This is a genomic window from Labrys sp. (in: a-proteobacteria), from assembly GCF_047605565.1.
GTDB classification, from domain to species: domain Bacteria; phylum Pseudomonadota; class Alphaproteobacteria; order Rhizobiales; family Labraceae; genus Labrys; species Labrys neptuniae.
In genome coordinates, this window is sequence record NZ_JASGFM010000021.1 from 69,015 (window position 1) to 85,257 (window position 16,243).

The window sequence follows — 16,243 nt, forward strand, 5'->3', positions numbered from 1 at the left end:
CCTCAGGCTTTCCCGTCGCTTCGGGTGACCCGATAGACGGCGGCCGGCGGCAGGTTCCAGAGCACACCGCCGATGCGCTTGGCTTCAAGGCCGAGATCGGAGAGGACGGCACGCGGAACGGGACAGCGCGGGCCGTAGGTGAACTGGTAGAAGGCGCCGTCCGGGCGCAGATAATGGAAGGCGCCGGCCACGATATCCGCCACCTTGTCGGGCGGCATCGACAGCAGGGGCAGGCCGCTGACCACGGCGCCGACGGGACTGCCCTGATAGAGCGCATGCCGGGCGAGATGGGCGGCGTCCATCGACAGGACTCGGGCGCGCGGGAAGCGGCGCTCCAGCATGCGGGCGAAATCGGCACCGAACTCGATCAAAGTGAGGTCGCTTTCGGCGACCCCGCGTGCCAGCAGAGCGCGGGTGAACACGCCGGTGCCGGGCCCGAGTTCCAGCACGGGGCCGAGCGCCGGGGAAATCTCGCGGGTCATCACCCGGGCAAGCGCGTCGCTGGAGGGCGCCACTGCGGCCACGCGCAGCGGGTTGCTCACCCAGGCTCGGAAGAAGCGGGAAAAATCGGCACAGGACGTGCCGGGATCGGTCAAACGAAGCTCGGCTGATGGTTCGGCCATATCACACCTGTCAGTTTCTCGGAGATGGTCCAGAGTCGGGCTGCGAGGGCTGGATCCCGGGCCTTGTCGCCGACCCTGGCATCCCCGACCGGCCCCTTGAGTTCGAACATGTCTTGCGGGCCGTAATAGCCTGACGGCCTGGCCTCGGGTGCTGTCGCCGCGAACAAGGTCGGTAGTGCCCCCTTGGCGGCGGATTGGGACATCAAAGGCTGCATCAGCCGGGTCAGCCAGGCCATTGGGTGAGGGCGGCTGCGGCCGAGGCGCGGACCGCTGGTCTGCAGATCCGTGACGGCATAGCCGGGATGGGCGGCATTGCTGAGCAGGCCCCAGCCGAAGGCGTTGCTGCGCCGCTGCAGTTCGAAGGCGAAGAGGATCATGGCGAGCTTGGACTGGGCATAGGCCCGCCAGGGCTTGTAGCTGGTGCGCCATTGCAGGTCGTCGAAATGGATATCGGCCAGCAGCCGGTGGGCCCCGCTGCTGAGATTGACGATACGTGGGGCCTTGCCCCGGCGCAGCAGGGGCAGCAATCGGCCGGTGAGGGCAAAATGGCCGAGATAGTTGGTGCCGAACTGCAATTCGAAGCCGTCCCGGGTCTCGTGCCGGACGGGTGGTGTCATCACCCCGGCATTGTTGACGAGGAGATCCAGCCCCTCCTGTTCGTTGCCCAGGCAATCGGCAAAGGCCGTGACGGCGCCGAGATCCGCCAGGTCGAGATCGGCATAGCGGATGGTGGCAGCGGGACAATAAGCGCGGATGCGCGCGAGCGCCTGCTGCCCCTTGGCCGGATTGCGCCCGGTCAGCAGCACATCGGCGCCCGCCTGCGCCAAGGCCAGGGCGGTCTCGTAGCCGAGGCCGCCGGTCGCGCCGGTGATCAGGACGCGCCGCCCCTTCTGGGGCGGCATGTCACGGATAGTCCAGGTCGCGCTGGTTGCGCTCATGGTGTCAGGCCCTCAGCAGTGCCGGAAGTTCGGCGCCGTCGAAATCGGTGGAGGCGCTGACCTCGGCCCAGTCGGCAGCGGCCTTCTGCCGGGCCGCCTCCGCCTGGCGGTAGACGTGGAGCGCGTCACTGCCGAGAAGCAGGTGAGCCGGCAATGTTTCTCGAGTGGAGATATCGACGACGAGCCGAGCGATTTTCTCGGGATCGCCGACCTCGTTGCCGACATAAGCCTTCATGCGCTTGAGGACCGCACCGACGCTGGGCTCGTAGTCGGGCAGGATGTCGCTGGCAGCGTCGCGGGCCGTGTAGCCCCAATCCGTGCGCATGCCGCCGGGTTCCAGGGCGATGACCTTGACGCCGAAGGGTGCGACCTCCTGGGCCAGCACCTCGGTGAAACCGCCCACCGCCCATTTGGCCGCCTGATAGGCGCTGAGACCGGGGGTGGCGACGCGTCCGCCGACGGAGGAGATGTTGATGATGTGGCCGGATCGCTGGCTGCGCATCACCGGCAGGGCCGCCCGTATCAAATTGACCACACCGAAGAAATTGGTCTCGATTTGGGAGCGGAAATCCTCCTCCTCGGTCTGTTCGAAGGGTGTCAGATGGCCGAAGCCGGCATTGTTGACGAGGACGTCGAGGTGGCCATAGGCCGCGACGGCAACGTCGACGGCGCGGCGGGCCATGGCCGGATTGGTGACGTCGAGCGCCGGATTGAGCAGCCTGTCGCCATAAAGCTGTTTGAGGTCGGCAAGGCGCTCCGGATCGCGCGCCGTCGCCACCACCTTGTTGCCGGCGGCCAGCGCCGCTTCGAGGATCGAACGCCCCAGCCCGCGGCCGGCACCCGTGATCAGCCAGATCTTAGACATGGTTCACTTCCCGTTTCGGTGAATAAAGAGTGTGCACTCACTCATTTAACGTGTAAAAGAGTTCGGCGACTAAGGGCGTCCTAGCTGCCCAGGCCGCCCCAGAAGATCTGGAAGCCGGCCTGCTTGTAGGCTTCGCGCCTTTCCGGATCACGCGCCGTGAATTCCAGCGTGGTCTCCGCGAGCGCCTCGAAGGAGGCACTCAGGAACGCCATGGGCTGGTCCTTGAGCGGGCCAAGCGCATGGGCCTGTTCGAAAGCGGCACTGACGTCGCGAAAGGCCGCACTGCCGGCCTGCCTGCTGGCCGGGGTGATGCGCTCGGATACGCCGAGTTGGCGCATGGCCTTGCGCTTCACCGGATATTTCGCGCCCCAGTCGATCCAATGGCTCCAGATGTGCCAGGCACGCTCCCTGATGCTGGCATTCGAAACGAAGCCTTGCATGATGGCTCCGCCGAGCTCGGTCTTGAGGGTCAGGTAGAGCTGGTTGAGCAGCTCGTCCTTGTTGGCGAAATATTTGAACAGCGTGCCCTCGGCGATCTCCGCACCTTGGGCGATCTTCGCCGTCGGCGCGCCGATCCCCATGGCCGCCACCAACCGGGTGGCGGATGCCAGGATCGCCTGGCGCTTCGCTTCGCTGAGGGGGCGTGCCACGGTTCGACTTCATTTGAGTGAGTACATACTCATTTATAGAAGGCGCGAGACGTTTCGTCAAGATCCAAGATTGGGTTTCCAGCAGGGCGGACGTCATCCGTAGGCGTTAACTTGAGGCGAGGGGGCTCATATGTCGAGTTTCATCTCCAACCGCCTCATCTTGCCCAACCCCTCAAGTCAGCGCCTATGAACGCCTTCATCCGCGCTTCCGGAAATGGCGGGCGCCGCCTTGCGGTATCGGCGGGGGCGGATCACAATACCGACGCCGAGGGATGATACTGTCGGAGCGAAGGAGATTCGGCCGCTTCAATCCGGTAACACCGGGATCGCGGACCGTATCGAGCTCACCGCCGCATGAAAGCGGTGCCCGGGCCGGGAGGGGAGAGGCATGTCTGATACGGTCGGCCTGAGGCGCATGCGCCTTTGCGGGCGGGGTGGCTAGTGGACATTCCGCGCCTGCCCGCCTTGCGGTCCTACCATTCCTGGATCGCCAACGAGACCCTGGAAGATTATTCGCTGCGCTATGCAGCCAGATCCTTCCGGCGCTGGTCCCCCTTTGTCATCGCCAATACGGCGCTTGGCGGCATCTCCTTCCTGGCACTGGAGGCGATCGGCGGCACCATCACGCTGAGCTATGGTTTCGCCAATGCCTTCCCGGCCATCCTGGTCACCTGCCTGTTCGTGTTCGTGACCTCGACGCCGATCGCCTATTATTCGAGCCGCTACAACATCGACATGGACCTGCTCACCCGCGGGGCCGGCTTCGGCTATATCGGCTCGACCATCACCTCGCTGATCTATGCCACCTTCACCTTCATCTTCTTCGCCCTGGAAGGGGCGATCATGGCGCAGGCGCTCAAGCTCTTCGCCAATGTGCCGCTGGTGCTCGGCTACATCATCTCCTCGCTGGTGATCATCCCGATCACCTTCATGGGCGTCACCATGATCTCCAAGCTGCAGATGCTGACCCAGCCGGTCTGGATCGGCCTGCATCTGCTCCCCTTCGTCTATATCGCCATCGACCATCCCGGCACGCTCGGCGAATGGGTCGCCTTCGCCGGCAGTGCGACGGGGGGCGGGGAGTTCAACCTCCTCGCCTTCGGTTCGGCGATCGGCGTGCTCGGCGCCCTGTCGATCCAGATCGGCGAGCAGGTCGACTTCCTGCGCTTCCTGCCGGACAAGACCGAGGAAAACCGCTGGCGCTGGTGGACGGCGGTGATCGCGGCGGGGCCGGGCTGGATCGTGGTCGGCGGGTTCAAGATCCTGTGCGGCAGCTTCCTGGCGGTGCTGGTGGTCAGTTCGGGCCTGCCGCAGGCGACGGCGCTCGAGCCGGTGCATATGTATATCAAGGCCTATGAGTATGTGAGCGCCGATACGGCCGTGGTGCTGGCCGCCGCCGTGGTGTTCGTGCTGATCTCGCAGGTCAAGATCAACGTCACCAACGCCTATGCCGGTTCGCTCGCCTGGTCGAACTTCTTCTCGCGCGTCACCCACTACCATCCGGGCCGGGTGGTCTGGCTGATCTTCAACATCCTGATCTCGTTGCTCTTGATGCTGCTCGGCATCTTCCAGACCCTGGCGCTGGTGCTGGCCGTCTATTCCATCATCGCCTCGGCCTGGATCGGCTCGATCTTCGCCGATCTCGCCATTCTCAAGCCGCTCAAGATCAGCCCGCCCTTCACCGAGTTCAAGCGGGCCTATCTTCACAATTTCAATCCGGTCGGCTGCGGCTCGATGGCGCTCGCTTCCGTCGTCGCCGTGCTCTGTTTCGTCGGCAGTTTCGGTGCCTTGGCGGAGGCCTATGCCGCGCCGATCGCCTTCTTTACGGCGCTCGTCAGCGCGGTTGCGATCGGTGTGGCGACCGGCGGGCGCTATTATCTCGCACGCCCCCAGGAAGAAAGAACCGCCCGCCGGCAGGCGATCATCACCTGCGAAATCTGCGGCCTCGACTATGAGCGCCCCGACATGGTGCATTGCACCTTCTATGACCGGCCGATCTGCTCGCTGTGCTGCAGCCTCGATTCGCATTGCCACGATGTCTGCAAGTCGCCCGGCGGCGTGCTGGAGGATCAGCGCTCGCGCTATTTCGGGCGCACGCTGATCGGCAAGATCGCCCCGCATATGGGCCAGCGGCTGCTCAAGGTCGGGGGCGTCGGATTTGCGCTCACCATCGTCACCGCCGCGGTGTTCCTGCTCACCTACCGCCTGATCGAACCCGGGGCCGAGGAGCCGCATCTCGACAGTGGCGCCCTGCTGCTCAGGGTCTTCCTGGCCCTCCTGCCGCTGCTCGGCATCGGCGCCTGGTGGATCGTGCTCTCGCATGAAAGCCGCGAGCTTGCCGAGCGCGACCTGGTCGCCTCCCTGGAACGCCTGCACCAGGCCCAGCAGGAGCTGGCGAGCAATGAACGCCTGGCCGCGATCGGCCAGATGACGGCCACGGTCAGCCATGAATTGCGCAACCCGCTCGGCACGCTGGTGACCTCGGCGGATGTGCTCAGGCGTTCGCTGCGCGACGCCGGCGAGCCGGTGATGGGAGAGCTGCAGCGCCTGCAGCGCAACGCCTGGCGCTGCGTACGCATCATCGAGGACCTGCTCGATTTCTCGCGCAAGCGCCCTCTGGTGCTCGCGCCCGTCGCCATCGATGCCTGGGTCCGTCAGCAGGCCGGCGAGCAGGACGCGGCGACCCGCGCCCTGATCACGCTCCGGCTCGAAGCCGGCTGTGCCGTGCCGGCGGATGCCGAGCGGCTGCGCCAGGCTTTTTCCAATGTGCTCGTCAATGCGGTGCAGGCCTGCGAGGGCCGGGCACAGGACGAGGGCGCCATCACCATTTCCACGCGCCAGGAAGGGGAGCGGATGGTGCTCGCCATTGCCGACAAGGGCAGCGGCATGTCCCCGGAGGTGGCTGCCCGCATCTTCGAGCCCCTGTTCAGCACCAAGGCCTTCGGCGTCGGGCTCGGCATGCCGCTGGTCAAGCGCATCCTCGAACAGCATGGCGGCGAAGTCAGGGTCGAGAGCGAAGCCGGCGAGGGCACGCTGATATCGCTGGTCCTGCCCTGTGTTCCGGCGGTCCGGCCATGAAGGACGAGGACAGCGAGCTGCCGGCAGACATCATCGGCGCATCCGAGGTCACCGCGGGCGAAGAGGCCGGTACGCGCTGCGTGCTGATCGTCGACGACGACGTCGATTTCGCCTCCAGCCTCGCCGGCCTGCTGAGCCTGGAAGGCTATCACACCCCGATCGCCCATGACCCGGCGGCCGCCCTCGACATGCTCGGCCGTGAGCGTATCGCCGTGGCGCTGGTCGACGTCCGCCTCGGCCTCAGCGACGGTGTCGATCTCGTCCGCGCCCTGCGCCAGCGCAATCCCGATCTCGTCTGCGTGATGGTCACGGCCTATGCGTCGATCGAGACGGCGGTGGAGGCCCTCAAGGCAGGGGCCTATGACTACCTGTCCAAGCCCTTCTACACCGAGGAATTGCTGGCCCTGCTCGATCGCTGCTTCGAGCGCATCCGCCTGGTGGAGGAGAAGAGCCGGATCGCCGAGCGCCTCCGCCAGACCCAGCGCCTGGAGGCGATGGGGCAGCTCGCCAGCGGCATCGCCCATGACTTCAACAACATCCTGGCCGTACTCTATTCCAACCTGCGCTGGCTACAGGAGCGGCTCGAGGGCCAGCCGGACCTATGTGAACTCGTCGTCGACGCCCTCGATGCCACCAGGTCCGGCTCTGAGCTCGCCTCGCGCCTGCTTAGCTTCGGGGCGAGGCGCATGGACGAGACGGTAATCGTCGATCTCGGCAGGGAACTGCCGCCCCTGATGCGCGTCCTCGTCCGCACGCTCGGCGACAAGGTCGCTGTTGTCCTCGACGTCGCACCGGATCTCCATCCGGTCGAGATCCCGACCGGCCAGCTCGAATCGAGCCTGCTCAATCTCGCCCTCAATGCGCGCGACGCCATGCCCGAAGGCGGGCGCCTGGTCTTTGCCGCCCGCAATCTGATGGTGACGGCCGAAGATGCCCGCGTGGCGTCGGGCCTGCTGCCGGGCGCCTATGTGCTGCTCTCGGTGACCGATACCGGCAAGGGCATGCCGCTTGCCGTTCGGCGCCGGGCCCTCGAACCCTTGTTCAGCACCAAGCCTTCCGGGGAGGGCAACGGCCTCGGCCTCGCCATGGTCGACGCCTTCGTGCGCCAGGCCGGCGGGCGCCTCGGCATCGTCAGCACGCCGGGCGAGGGCACCACGATCAACCTCTATCTGCCCCGAGCAAGGCTGACGGCAGCCTGATGAGGGGGCTACTCGCCCCGCGCGTCGGCCGCGAACATGTAGCCGACGCCGCGGATGGTCTTGATGTATTGGGCGTCGCGCACATCGTCGCGCAGCTTGCGGCGGATCTTGCCGATCAGCACGTCGATGCTGCGGTCATAGGGCGTCCAACTGCGATTGGCGACGATGTCGAGGATCTGGTCGCGCGAGAGGATGCGCCCGCGCCGCTCGACCAGGGCCGACAGGATCTGGAACTCCTGGCTGGTCAGGCGCACGCGCTCGCCCTCGGGCGAGGAGAGTTCGTAGCGCGTGGGATCGAGCTGCCAGCCGGCGAAGCGGATGGCCGGGGAAGCACCTTCCATCGTTTCAGACAGGTTGATGCGCCGGGCGAAGCGGCGCAGTACGGTGCGGACCCGGGCCAGCAATTCGCGCGGCTCGAAGGGCTTGGTGATGTAGTCGTCCGCGCCGAGTTCCAGGCAGACCACCTTGTCGATGGTGCTGTTCTTGCCGGACAGCATGATCACCGGCAGGTCGTATTGGCTGCGCAGGGTACGCGCCAGGCTGAGGCCATCTTCCCCGGCGGGGAAGGTCAGGTCGAGGATGACCAAGTCGAAGCTCTCGTCCGCCATGGCGCGGCGCATGGCCCGGCCCTCATTGGCGCTGGCAGTGGCAAAGCCTTCGCTCGCCAGGAATTTCTCCAGAAAGCGGCACAGCCGATGATCGTCATCGACCACGAGAATGCGAGGCTTGGTATCGCGAGACTTGGCGTCGGTGGCTGGCATGGCGGCAGGATAGTCGCAATGCCGCCTGTGGTCGAGACGGGCACAAGGCCATGACGACTGGCGCACAAGGCCGCGATCGGGGCTTTCGTGCCGATTCCGCTGGAAAACCGGGTGGTATGGCGAAGGGATCGTCGATCCGCGGCGCATCTTCGCCTTCCTGGTTACAAAAAATTACACAAATCGTGGTCGGACGATTCATGGCGGTTACAGGGCCCGCCTAGGCTCCCCTTGCACGAACGGCCAGGCTGCCCCTTGCGGCGCCGGCACAGAACATCGTGACGGTTCGGCCCGGAGTTCCCCGCAGGCCGGCCCCAGGAGGAGGAACCGATGCCCAAGACCGTATTCTCCGTCGATCTGAAAAAGGCGCCCGAGGACCAGGCGATCAAGACCCATAATCGCTGGCATCCCGACATTCCGATGGTCGAGACCTTCAAGCCCGGCGATGTCTTCCGCGTCGAATGCTATGACTGGACCGGCGGCCAGATCGGCAACAACAACAGTGCCAACGACGTGCGCGACGTCAACCTCACCCGCGTGCACTATCTCTCCGGTCCCTTCGGGGTCGAGGGCGCCGAGCCCGGCGATCTCCTGGTCGTCGATATCCTCGACATCGGCGCCCTGCCGGATTCCGAATGGGGCTTCAACGGCCTGTTTGCCAAGGAGAATGGCGGCGGCTTCCTCACCGAGCACTATCCCAACGCCACCAAATCGATCTGGGATTTCAAGGGCATCTACACCACCTCGCGCCATGTGCCGGGCGTGCGCTATCCCGGCCTGATCCATCCTGGCCTGATCGGCTGCCTGCCCGACCACAAGCTGCTTGCCGAGGCCAATCGGCGTGAGGCCGAACTGGTTGCGACCGATCCCGAGCGCGTGCCGCCGCTCGCCGCGCTTCCCTTCGGCGATACGGCGCTGATGGGCCAGATGTCGGGCGATGCCGCCCGCAGGGCGGCCGCCGAGGCCTGGCGCACGGTGCCGCCGCGCGAACATGGCGGCAATTGCGACATCAAGAACCTGTCACGCGGCTCCAAGGTCTACTTCCCCGTCTATGTGAAGGGCGGCGGGCTCTCGATGGGCGACATCCACTTCTCCCAGGGCGATGGCGAGATCACATTCTGCGGCGCCATCGAGATGGCCGGCTGGATCGACATCAGCGTCGACGTCATCAAGGGCGGCATGGCCAAATACGGCATCATCAACCCGATCTTCAAGCCGAGCCCGATCGACCCGCATTTCGACGACTACCTCATCTTCGAAGGCATCTCGGTCGACGAGCATACGGGCGAGCAATATTATCTCGACGCCCATGTCGCCTATCGGCGCGCCTGCCTCAACGCCATCGAATATCTCAAGAAGTTCGGCTATTCCGGCGAACAGGCCTATTCGATCCTGGGCACGGCGCCGGTGGAAGGGCGCATCGCCGGGATCGTCGACATTCCCAATGTCTGCGCGACGCTGGCCATTCCCACGGCCATCTTCGACTTCGACATCAATCCGAACGCCTCGGGGCCGACCAAGAAGGTGTCGGGCGCCGACGTCGCCAGGACCAGCTGATCATCGCCTCGCACATATCATGAAACCAGCGTCTCGGCCGGAATGCCATCTCCGGTCGACGCGTTGCGTGGAGAGGAAACGCGATCATGCTGCTCGGATTTGCGCTGCTTTACGTGGGTGCCGTCCTGTTCCTGAACGGTCTGTGGCTCATGGGCAGGATCGACGACAAGGAGATCGTCGTCATCAATGTCGTCTCCGGCTTCGTCACTTTGTGCGTCGCCCTGTCGTCGGCCTTCGGCACCAAGGCCGATGCCGCCTCGATCAAGGCCGCCGCCCTGACGCTGTTGTTCACCACCACCTATCTGTGGGTCGCCTATAACCGGGTGGTGACGGTCGACGGCCGGGGCCTGGGCTGGTTCAGCCTGTTCGTGGCCGTCACCGTCGTGCCCATCGCCGTCCAGGGCCTGACCTCGGCCCAGAGCCTCACCGATACCTGGCTCGGCTTGAACTGGGCGATCTGGGCCGTGCTCTGGTTCATGTATTTCCTGCTGCTGGCGCTCAAGCGCCCGATCCTCAAGGTGACGGGGCTGGCCACCGTAGCCTCCGGCATCATCACCGGCTGGATCCCGGGCTTGCTGCTGCTGGAAGGCAAGCTGTGAACCGGCCGCGGGGTACGCCCCGCGGCATTTTCTGTTCTGATGCCAAAGCGTCTTGTCCTGGGAGACAGCCATGCCGCTCTACAATTATGTCTGCGACGATTGCGGCCCCTTTGACGAATGGGTGTCGATGGCGGACGCAACCAAGGCCTGCGCCTGCCCGGGCTGCAGCGAGCTCAGCCAGCGCGACGTCGCTTCCCCGCAGCTCAGCCTGATGAACGGCACGCTGCGCCGGGCGCTTGCCCGCTCGGAAAAGAGCGGCACCGAGCCGAAGGTGGTGAAGAAGGCCCATCTGGCCGGCTGCGGCTGCGGAATCTGCAAGGTCGGCAAGAAGGGGCCTTCGACCCGGCATAAATGGATGATCGGGCATTGATTTCCGGGAGCGCGGACTTCCAGTCCGCTCTTCCTTTCAGCAAACGCGGTGTTTCCAAGAGCGGACATCGCGACATGCCAGCATGTCGCTGAGAAGTCCGCGCTCCAGGATCTACGCCTTGACCACCTTCGCCATGTCGGCGCCGGCCTTGGCGCAGGCGTTGCGGGTGTCGACCACCAGCCGTGCCGCGCTGGCGACCAGGGCATAGTCGATGCCGTCATGGTCGGTGGCGACCAGCACGGCATCGTAGCCGGCGAGCGTCTCGGCCGTCAGCGCCACCGAGCGGCGGCCGGCAAGGGCGGCATGCTCGCGTGTCTTGGGGATTACCTGGGCATGGGGATCGTGGAAATCGGTCTGTGCCCCGCGCTCTTCCAGGATCTCGATCAGCTTGAAGGAGGCGCTCTCCCTGACGTCGTCGACATTCTTCTTGTAGGCGATGCCGATCAGCAGGACGCGGGCGCCGTTGAGGCCGCGCTTGAAGCGCTTGTCGAGGGCTTCCGCGAGGCGGTCGACGACATGGCGCGGCATGGCGGTGTTGATCTGGCCGGCGAGCTCGATGAAGCGCGTGGCGATGTCGAATTCCCGCGCCTTCCAGGTCAGATAGAAGGGGTCGATCGGGATGCAGTGTCCGCCGAGCCCCGGGCCGGGATAGAAGGGCATGTAGCCGAAAGGCTTGGTCTTGGCGGCCTCGATGATCTCCCAGACGTCGAGCCCCATGGCGTCGTAGATCACCTTCAATTCGTTGACGAGGGCGATGTTCACCGAGCGGAAGATGTTCTCGGTGAGCTTGACCGCCTCCGCCGCCGCCGGCGAGGAGACCGGCACGGTGGCGCTCACGAAGGCGTCGTAGAGGGCCTTGGCCAAGGCGAGTGCATCGGCACCGTCGCCGCCGACCACCTTGGGAATGTTCTGGGTGCCGTAGACGGGATTGCCCGGATCCTCGCGCTCGGGCGAGAAGGCGAGGAAGAAATCCTGGCCGCAGACGAGGCCATCAGCTTCCAGCATCGGCTTCATCAATTGCTCGGTGGTGCCGGGCCAGGTCGAGGATTCCAGGATGACCAGCTGGCCGCGCCGCAGCCTGGCCGCGATCGAGGCGGTCGAGTTGGCGACATAGGACATGTCGGGCTCGCGCTGGCGCGTCAGCGGCGTCGGCACGCAGATCAGGATGGCGTCGGGCTCGTCGAGCCGGGTGAAGTCCGCGGTAGCCTCGAACAGCCCCTTGGCGATGGCCTCCCGGATCGGTGCGTTGGAGATGTGCTTGATCAGCCCGTCGCCCTGGTTGAGGGCCGCCACGCGCCTGAGATCGATGTCGAAACCCAGCACTTTGAAACCGGCGCCGGCAATGGCGATGGCGAGCGGCAGGCCGACATAGCCGAGGCCAATGATGCCGATCACGGCCTGTCGTGCTTGGATGCGGGCGAGGAGGGCGGAGGCGAGCGGGGACTGCATGTCCTGCATATCCGCCAGGGCGGGGCGGAAGGCAAGCGGACGTTGCACGCCTGCACGGTTCGAGTGCCACCGCAACGAGCGCGATGGCTTTTGAGGTCGAAGCGGCTTGCCAAGCGGAGGAGCCATAGGTAATGTTATGTTATAACATTACCTATGGAGTTATGATGGAGATCGAAGACAAGAGGCTGCCGGTGACCGTGCTGTCGGGGTTCCTGGGGGCTGGCAAGACCACTCTCCTGAACCATATCCTCAACAACCGGGAGGGCCGGCGGGTTGCGGTGATCGTCAACGACATGAGCGAGGTCAACATCGATGCCGATCTCGTGCGCGACGGCGGCAGCGGCCTGTCGCGGACCGACGAGAAGCTGGTGGAGATGACCAATGGCTGCATCTGCTGCACCTTGCGCGACGACCTGCTTTCCGAGGTCCGCCGCCTGAGCGAGGAAGGCCGCTTCGACTATCTCCTGATCGAGGGCACCGGCATTGCCGAGCCGCTGCCGGTCGCCAGCACCTTTTCCTTTCGGGACGAGGCGGGCGAGAGCCTGTCGGACGTCGCGCGCCTCGACACCATGGTCACTGTCGTCGACGCAGCGAACCTGCTGGCCGACTACGGCTCCAACGACTTCCTGCGCGATCGGGGCGAGACGGCGGGTGCGGGGGACGAGCGCACCATCGTCGATCTCCTGGTCGAGCAGATCGAGTTCGCCGATGTCGTGGTGATCAACAAGGCCTCTCAGGTCCCGGCCGAGCGGCTCGCGCTGGTGCGCAAGGTCGTGCAGGCCCTGAATGCCGATGCGCGCATCGTCGAGACCGATTTCGGCAAGGTCGCGCTGGAGGCGGTGCTCGATACCGGCCTGTTCGACGAGGAGAAGGCGCAGCGCCATCCCCTCTGGTACAAGGAACTCTACGGCTTCGCCGAGCACGTGCCCGAGACCGAGGAATATGGCATCGCCAGCTTCGTCTATCGCGCGCGGCGGCCTTTCGATCCCGACAAGTTCAACGCCTTCGTCGAGAGGACCTGGCCGGGGCTGATCCGGGCCAAGGGTCATTTCTGGCTGGCGACGCGGCCCGACTGGGTGGGCGAGTTCTCGCTGGCCGGCGCCATCGCCCGCGTGAGCGCGATGGGGCATTGGTGGGCGGCCATCCCGCGGCGGCACTGGCCCGACCACCCCGATTGGTGGCGCATCCTCGAGCGCAACTGGGACGACGTCTGGGGTGATCGGCGCCAGGAACTGGTCTTCATCGGCACCAGCCTGGACGAGGCCGCGATCCGCAAGGCCCTGGACGATTGCCTTGTGCAGCCTGCCGGCGGGAGCCGCTTCGACCCGAAGGCCTATCGCCATCTCAGCGATCCCTTCCCGGTCTGGGAGGCCGCATGAGGCTGGCTCTTCGGGCAGCACCAAAAGCCCGGCACTACTGTAATGATTTACGGGATGGGTATTATGGCTTGAGCCGGCTGTTTGTCATGGCGCCATGGAATGTATAGTCCATGATGAGATGATGAACGTGGCCGGTCGAAGGGGGCACGGGAATTTTGTCGGCGCCCTTTGGCGCATTGGGGGCGTTGCCATCCCAGCGAGAAGGCGGAAAATGCGCCTGGGTGAGCGTGCTCGGCAGGCCCTCCTTCTGCGTATGCCTCTTGATCGTCGGACCGCCCTTGCGCGGCGAGATGTCGTTATGCCCGGTCACGATATAGGTGCTGTCGAGATCTATGGCCTCCAGATAGCTGCCGTGAGCCCAGATCCGGTTGAAGAAATTGGCATGGTAGGCGATGCCGGAGCTGAAACTGGTCGTACCGATTTCCACGTGGTCCATCGACAAGGGAAGGGCCGGCGCCTCCGCGGCCGGATTGATCATCTTGTCATGGACCACTGTCAGGATTTCATACAGCGTATCCAGCGGTCGATCCGCGAAGACGTCATTGGCCGCCGTCGGATGGTTCGCGGCCGCATTGCGCATCAGCACAATCAGGAATGGCACCTTTATTGCCGCTCCCAATTGCGGGGCCGTTATGTTGAGGTATCTCTGCGCAAGATCCTTCCAGTCCTGGCCCAAGCTGTCATAGGTCCGGTCGTCGGCGATGATGTGGGCGACGGGCTTTCCGCCTGGCTTGTCGGGATAGACCTGCACCGGGGTCGGATGGAAGAATATGTGAAGCTTGTGGGAAACGATGGTGCCATCGGGCACGCAGGCGACGACCCAGAATATCTGCCCCTTTTTTTCCACTTTGAGGGTTGCTGTTTTCGCGGTGATGGCAGGCAGATCGATCCACCGGGTCTTGCCAGTTCCGATAAAAGATCCAGGATCGATGGCTTTCCTCGAGGGTGCCGTTCCCGACGTGATCGAGCCTTGGACGGTCACATAGATCGAAGGGTCGGTCATCGCGAAATTGAGCCTCGGATACGGCGGAGGCTCGGGGGGCTCGGGGGGGAATGGAGGAGACGGCGGGACAGGTGCCGGCCCGTTTTCCTTTGCCGCCATTTCGCTGTCCAGGCTCGCGATGGTTAATTTACCGACGATATTATCGGCCTGCGTCTGATAGGCGCGATTGATGATGTTGCGCTTCTGCTTGTAGGACAGCACGGCTGCCGCCGTCGCCGGCCCATAGATCTCGTCCCGGGCCAGCGTGGCGCCGTCGAGTTCGGTCAGGGCTTGCTGGATCTTGCCGACATGCGAGCCGTGGGAGCCGGGCACGATATGCGCGGCATCGAGTTGCGCGGCTGCTTCCAGCTTGGGATCGCCGCGAAAGAGCTTGGACTGCAAAGCCATGGGATCCCGCTCTCATCGCGGCCATAATCCAAACCCTAGCGCATCCGTCTGGGTGGAACAATTAGGATCACCGATCCGAAAAGTTTCCTGGGCATCGGTTCCATTCGAATTTCAGAGAGGGGGTGCAGGCCACGGCCCCGGAACTATGAATGGGCGGTGGGAAAGGTATGCCGGTCTGGAGACCGGCATACCAACGACCATCACCGTAATGCGCACGCCTCAATGATAGGGATCGGCCGCATCCCTGAGGCCGTCGCCGAAGAAGTTGAAGGCGAGCACGACCAGCATCACCGGGATCATCGGGATCAGCAGCCAGGGATACAGGTTGATGGCGCCGAGATTCTGGGCGGAGTTGAGCAGGACGCCCCAACTCACCACGGGTGGGCGCAGGCCGAGCCCGAGGAAGGACAGCGCCGTTTCGCCCAGGATCATCGCCGGGATCGACAGGGTGGCGCTGGCGATCAGGTGGCTCATGAAATTGGGCAGGAGGTGGCGGCCGATGATGCGGGCCCGCGAGGCTCCCATCATCTCGGCGGCATGCACGAAATCCTCGTTGCGCAGCGATTTCACCTTCGAGCGCACCGCCAGCGCCAGGCCTGGCCAGTCGAGCAGGCCGAGAATGATGGTGATGCCGAGAAAGACGATCACCGGGCTCCAATTGGCCGGCAGGGCGGCCGACAGAGCGAGCCAGAGCGGCAGTTCCGGCAGCGAGCGGAGCACCTCGATCAGGCGCATCACCAGGGCGTCAACGATGCCGCCGATATAGCCGGCAAGTCCGCCCAGAGTCAGGCCGATCGTGAAGGAGACCGCGATGCCGATCAGACCCACGGTGAGGGAGATGCGGGCGCCATAGATGATGCGCGAGAGCATGTCACGGCCGAGCCGGTCCGTCCCGAGCAGGAAGGCGGTGCCGTTTTCGGGCGGGCAGACCAGATGGAAATTGCCCTCAAACAAGCCCCACATCTTGTAGCGTTCGCCGCTGCAGAAGAAACGCAGCGCCTGGGGCTTGGTCTTGTCGACCTGGTAGATGCCCGGGAATTGCGGGCTCTCGATGTCGCGGATGGCGAAGTTCACGGGATAGACGAAGGGGCCGACGAACTGCCCGTCGTGAAACAGATGCACGCTCTGCGGCGGCGTATAGAGATAGTCGGCGTTGCGCTGGTTCAGGGAATAGGGGGCAATGACCTCCACGAAAGGCAGCGACAGATAGACCAGCGCCAGGAAGATGCCGGCGAACAAAGCCGGCCGGTTACGCCTGAACTTCCACCAGATCAGCGTGGCGGAGGATGCGCGGTAGAAGCGCTCCTCCTCGGCCGTCATCTTCTTGGCGACATAGGGGTCGAAGGGAGCCGGATTGACGTAATGGGGCGATCGCAACTCGGTCATTA

General features: G+C 64.7%; 14 protein-coding genes. 6 read left to right on the plus strand and 8 right to left on the minus strand.

Annotation, left to right across the window (positions count from 1 at the left end):
- Positions 1–2 precede the first annotated feature (2 nt).
- From QM672_RS18970 to QM672_RS18985, 4 genes are all read right to left on the minus strand, one after another.
- Positions 3–596, minus strand: a complete 594-nt coding sequence (locus tag QM672_RS18970) for a class I SAM-dependent methyltransferase (RefSeq protein WP_415084411.1) — start codon at positions 594–596, stop codon at positions 3–5.
- Positions 593–1,561, minus strand: a complete 969-nt coding sequence (locus QM672_RS18975; protein WP_415084413.1) for an SDR family oxidoreductase — start codon at positions 1,559–1,561, stop codon at positions 593–595. Before QM672_RS18975 ends, QM672_RS18970 begins: the two co-directional genes overlap by 4 nt.
- 4 nt (positions 1,562–1,565) lie before the next feature.
- Positions 1,566–2,426, minus strand: coding sequence for an oxidoreductase (locus QM672_RS18980; protein WP_415084415.1), 861 nt, complete (start codon positions 2,424–2,426; stop codon positions 1,566–1,568).
- An 80-nt stretch (positions 2,427–2,506) separates the two neighbouring features.
- Positions 2,507–3,076 (minus strand): TetR/AcrR family transcriptional regulator, encoded by a 570-nt coding sequence (locus QM672_RS18985; RefSeq protein WP_311934546.1) that lies wholly within the window; start codon positions 3,074–3,076, stop codon positions 2,507–2,509.
- Between the two features lie 441 nt (positions 3,077–3,517).
- Here QM672_RS18985 and QM672_RS18990 point away from each other — a divergent pair, with 441 nt between their 5' ends.
- Positions 3,518–6,154 (plus strand): ATP-binding protein, encoded by a 2,637-nt coding sequence (locus QM672_RS18990; protein WP_415084417.1) that lies wholly within the window; start codon positions 3,518–3,520, stop codon positions 6,152–6,154.
- A complete protein-coding gene (locus QM672_RS18995) occupies positions 6,151–7,353 on the plus strand; it encodes a sensor histidine kinase (protein WP_311934548.1) in 1,203 nt (400 codons plus the stop codon). The genes QM672_RS18990 and QM672_RS18995 overlap by 4 nt, the downstream gene beginning before the upstream one ends.
- Before the next feature lie 8 nt (positions 7,354–7,361).
- Here QM672_RS18995 and QM672_RS19000 read toward each other — a convergent pair whose 3' ends face one another.
- Entirely contained in the window at positions 7,362–8,114 is a 753-nt protein-coding gene (locus tag QM672_RS19000) for a response regulator transcription factor (protein ID WP_311934549.1), read from the minus strand.
- Between the two features lie 327 nt (positions 8,115–8,441).
- Here QM672_RS19000 and fmdA point away from each other — a divergent pair, with 327 nt between their 5' ends.
- From fmdA to QM672_RS19015, 3 genes are all read left to right on the plus strand, one after another.
- Complete coding sequence (fmdA, locus tag QM672_RS19005) at positions 8,442–9,668, plus strand: formamidase (protein ID WP_367626202.1); 1,227 nt, start codon at positions 8,442–8,444, stop codon at positions 9,666–9,668.
- Positions 9,669–9,754: 86 nt separating this feature from the next.
- Positions 9,755–10,267, plus strand: a complete 513-nt coding sequence (locus tag QM672_RS19010) for an AmiS/UreI family transporter (RefSeq protein WP_415084420.1) — start codon at positions 9,755–9,757, stop codon at positions 10,265–10,267.
- A gap of 70 nt (positions 10,268–10,337) precedes the next feature.
- Positions 10,338–10,637, plus strand: a complete 300-nt coding sequence (locus tag QM672_RS19015; RefSeq protein WP_149252734.1) for an FmdB family zinc ribbon protein — start codon at positions 10,338–10,340, stop codon at positions 10,635–10,637.
- A gap of 111 nt (positions 10,638–10,748) precedes the next feature.
- On the opposite strand, the gene QM672_RS19020 is transcribed toward QM672_RS19015, so the two are convergent.
- Positions 10,749–12,086: a nucleotide sugar dehydrogenase gene (locus tag QM672_RS19020; protein ID WP_415084456.1), complete on the minus strand. Its 1,338-nt coding sequence runs from the start codon at positions 12,084–12,086 to the stop codon at positions 10,749–10,751.
- Positions 12,087–12,250: 164 nt separating this feature from the next.
- On the opposite strand from QM672_RS19020, the gene zigA reads away from it, so the two are divergent.
- On the plus strand, positions 12,251–13,465 hold the full coding sequence (gene zigA / locus QM672_RS19025) for a zinc metallochaperone GTPase ZigA (RefSeq protein WP_415084458.1): 1,215 nt from the start codon (positions 12,251–12,253) through the stop codon (positions 13,463–13,465).
- Positions 13,466–13,526: 61 nt separating this feature from the next.
- Here zigA and QM672_RS19030 read toward each other — a convergent pair whose 3' ends face one another.
- Positions 13,527–14,855 carry a peptidoglycan-binding domain-containing protein gene (locus tag QM672_RS19030; RefSeq protein ID WP_415084423.1) on the minus strand — a complete coding sequence of 443 codons (1,329 nt, stop codon included), beginning with the start codon at positions 14,853–14,855 and terminating at the stop codon, positions 13,527–13,529.
- A 219-nt stretch (positions 14,856–15,074) separates the two neighbouring features.
- Positions 15,075–16,241 (minus strand): ABC transporter permease, encoded by a 1,167-nt coding sequence (locus QM672_RS19035; protein ID WP_311934555.1) that lies wholly within the window; start codon positions 16,239–16,241, stop codon positions 15,075–15,077.
- Between the last annotated feature and the right edge of the window lie 2 nt (positions 16,242–16,243).

Coding starts and splice junctions, on each gene's coding strand:
- QM672_RS18975 (WP_415084413.1), bottom strand. CDS start 1,561: ATGAGCGCAACCAGCGCGACCTGGACTATCCGTGACATGCCGCCCCAG.
- QM672_RS18980 (WP_415084415.1), bottom strand. CDS start 2,426: ATGTCTAAGATCTGGCTGATCACGGGTGCCGGCCGCGGGCTGGGGCGT.
- QM672_RS18995 (WP_311934548.1), top strand. CDS start 6,151: ATGAAGGACGAGGACAGCGAGCTGCCGGCAGACATCATCGGCGCATCC.
- QM672_RS19000 (WP_311934549.1), bottom strand. CDS start 8,114: ATGCCAGCCACCGACGCCAAGTCTCGCGATACCAAGCCTCGCATTCTC.
- fmdA (WP_367626202.1), top strand. CDS start 8,442: ATGCCCAAGACCGTATTCTCCGTCGATCTGAAAAAGGCGCCCGAGGAC.
- QM672_RS19010 (WP_415084420.1), top strand. CDS start 9,755: ATGCTGCTCGGATTTGCGCTGCTTTACGTGGGTGCCGTCCTGTTCCTG.
- QM672_RS19015 (WP_149252734.1), top strand. CDS start 10,338: ATGCCGCTCTACAATTATGTCTGCGACGATTGCGGCCCCTTTGACGAA.
- QM672_RS19020 (WP_415084456.1), bottom strand. CDS start 12,086: ATGCAGTCCCCGCTCGCCTCCGCCCTCCTCGCCCGCATCCAAGCACGA.
- zigA (WP_415084458.1), top strand. CDS start 12,251: ATGGAGATCGAAGACAAGAGGCTGCCGGTGACCGTGCTGTCGGGGTTC.
- QM672_RS19030 (WP_415084423.1), bottom strand. CDS start 14,855: ATGGCTTTGCAGTCCAAGCTCTTTCGCGGCGATCCCAAGCTGGAAGCA.
- QM672_RS19035 (WP_311934555.1), bottom strand. CDS start 16,241: ATGACCGAGTTGCGATCGCCCCATTACGTCAATCCGGCTCCCTTCGAC.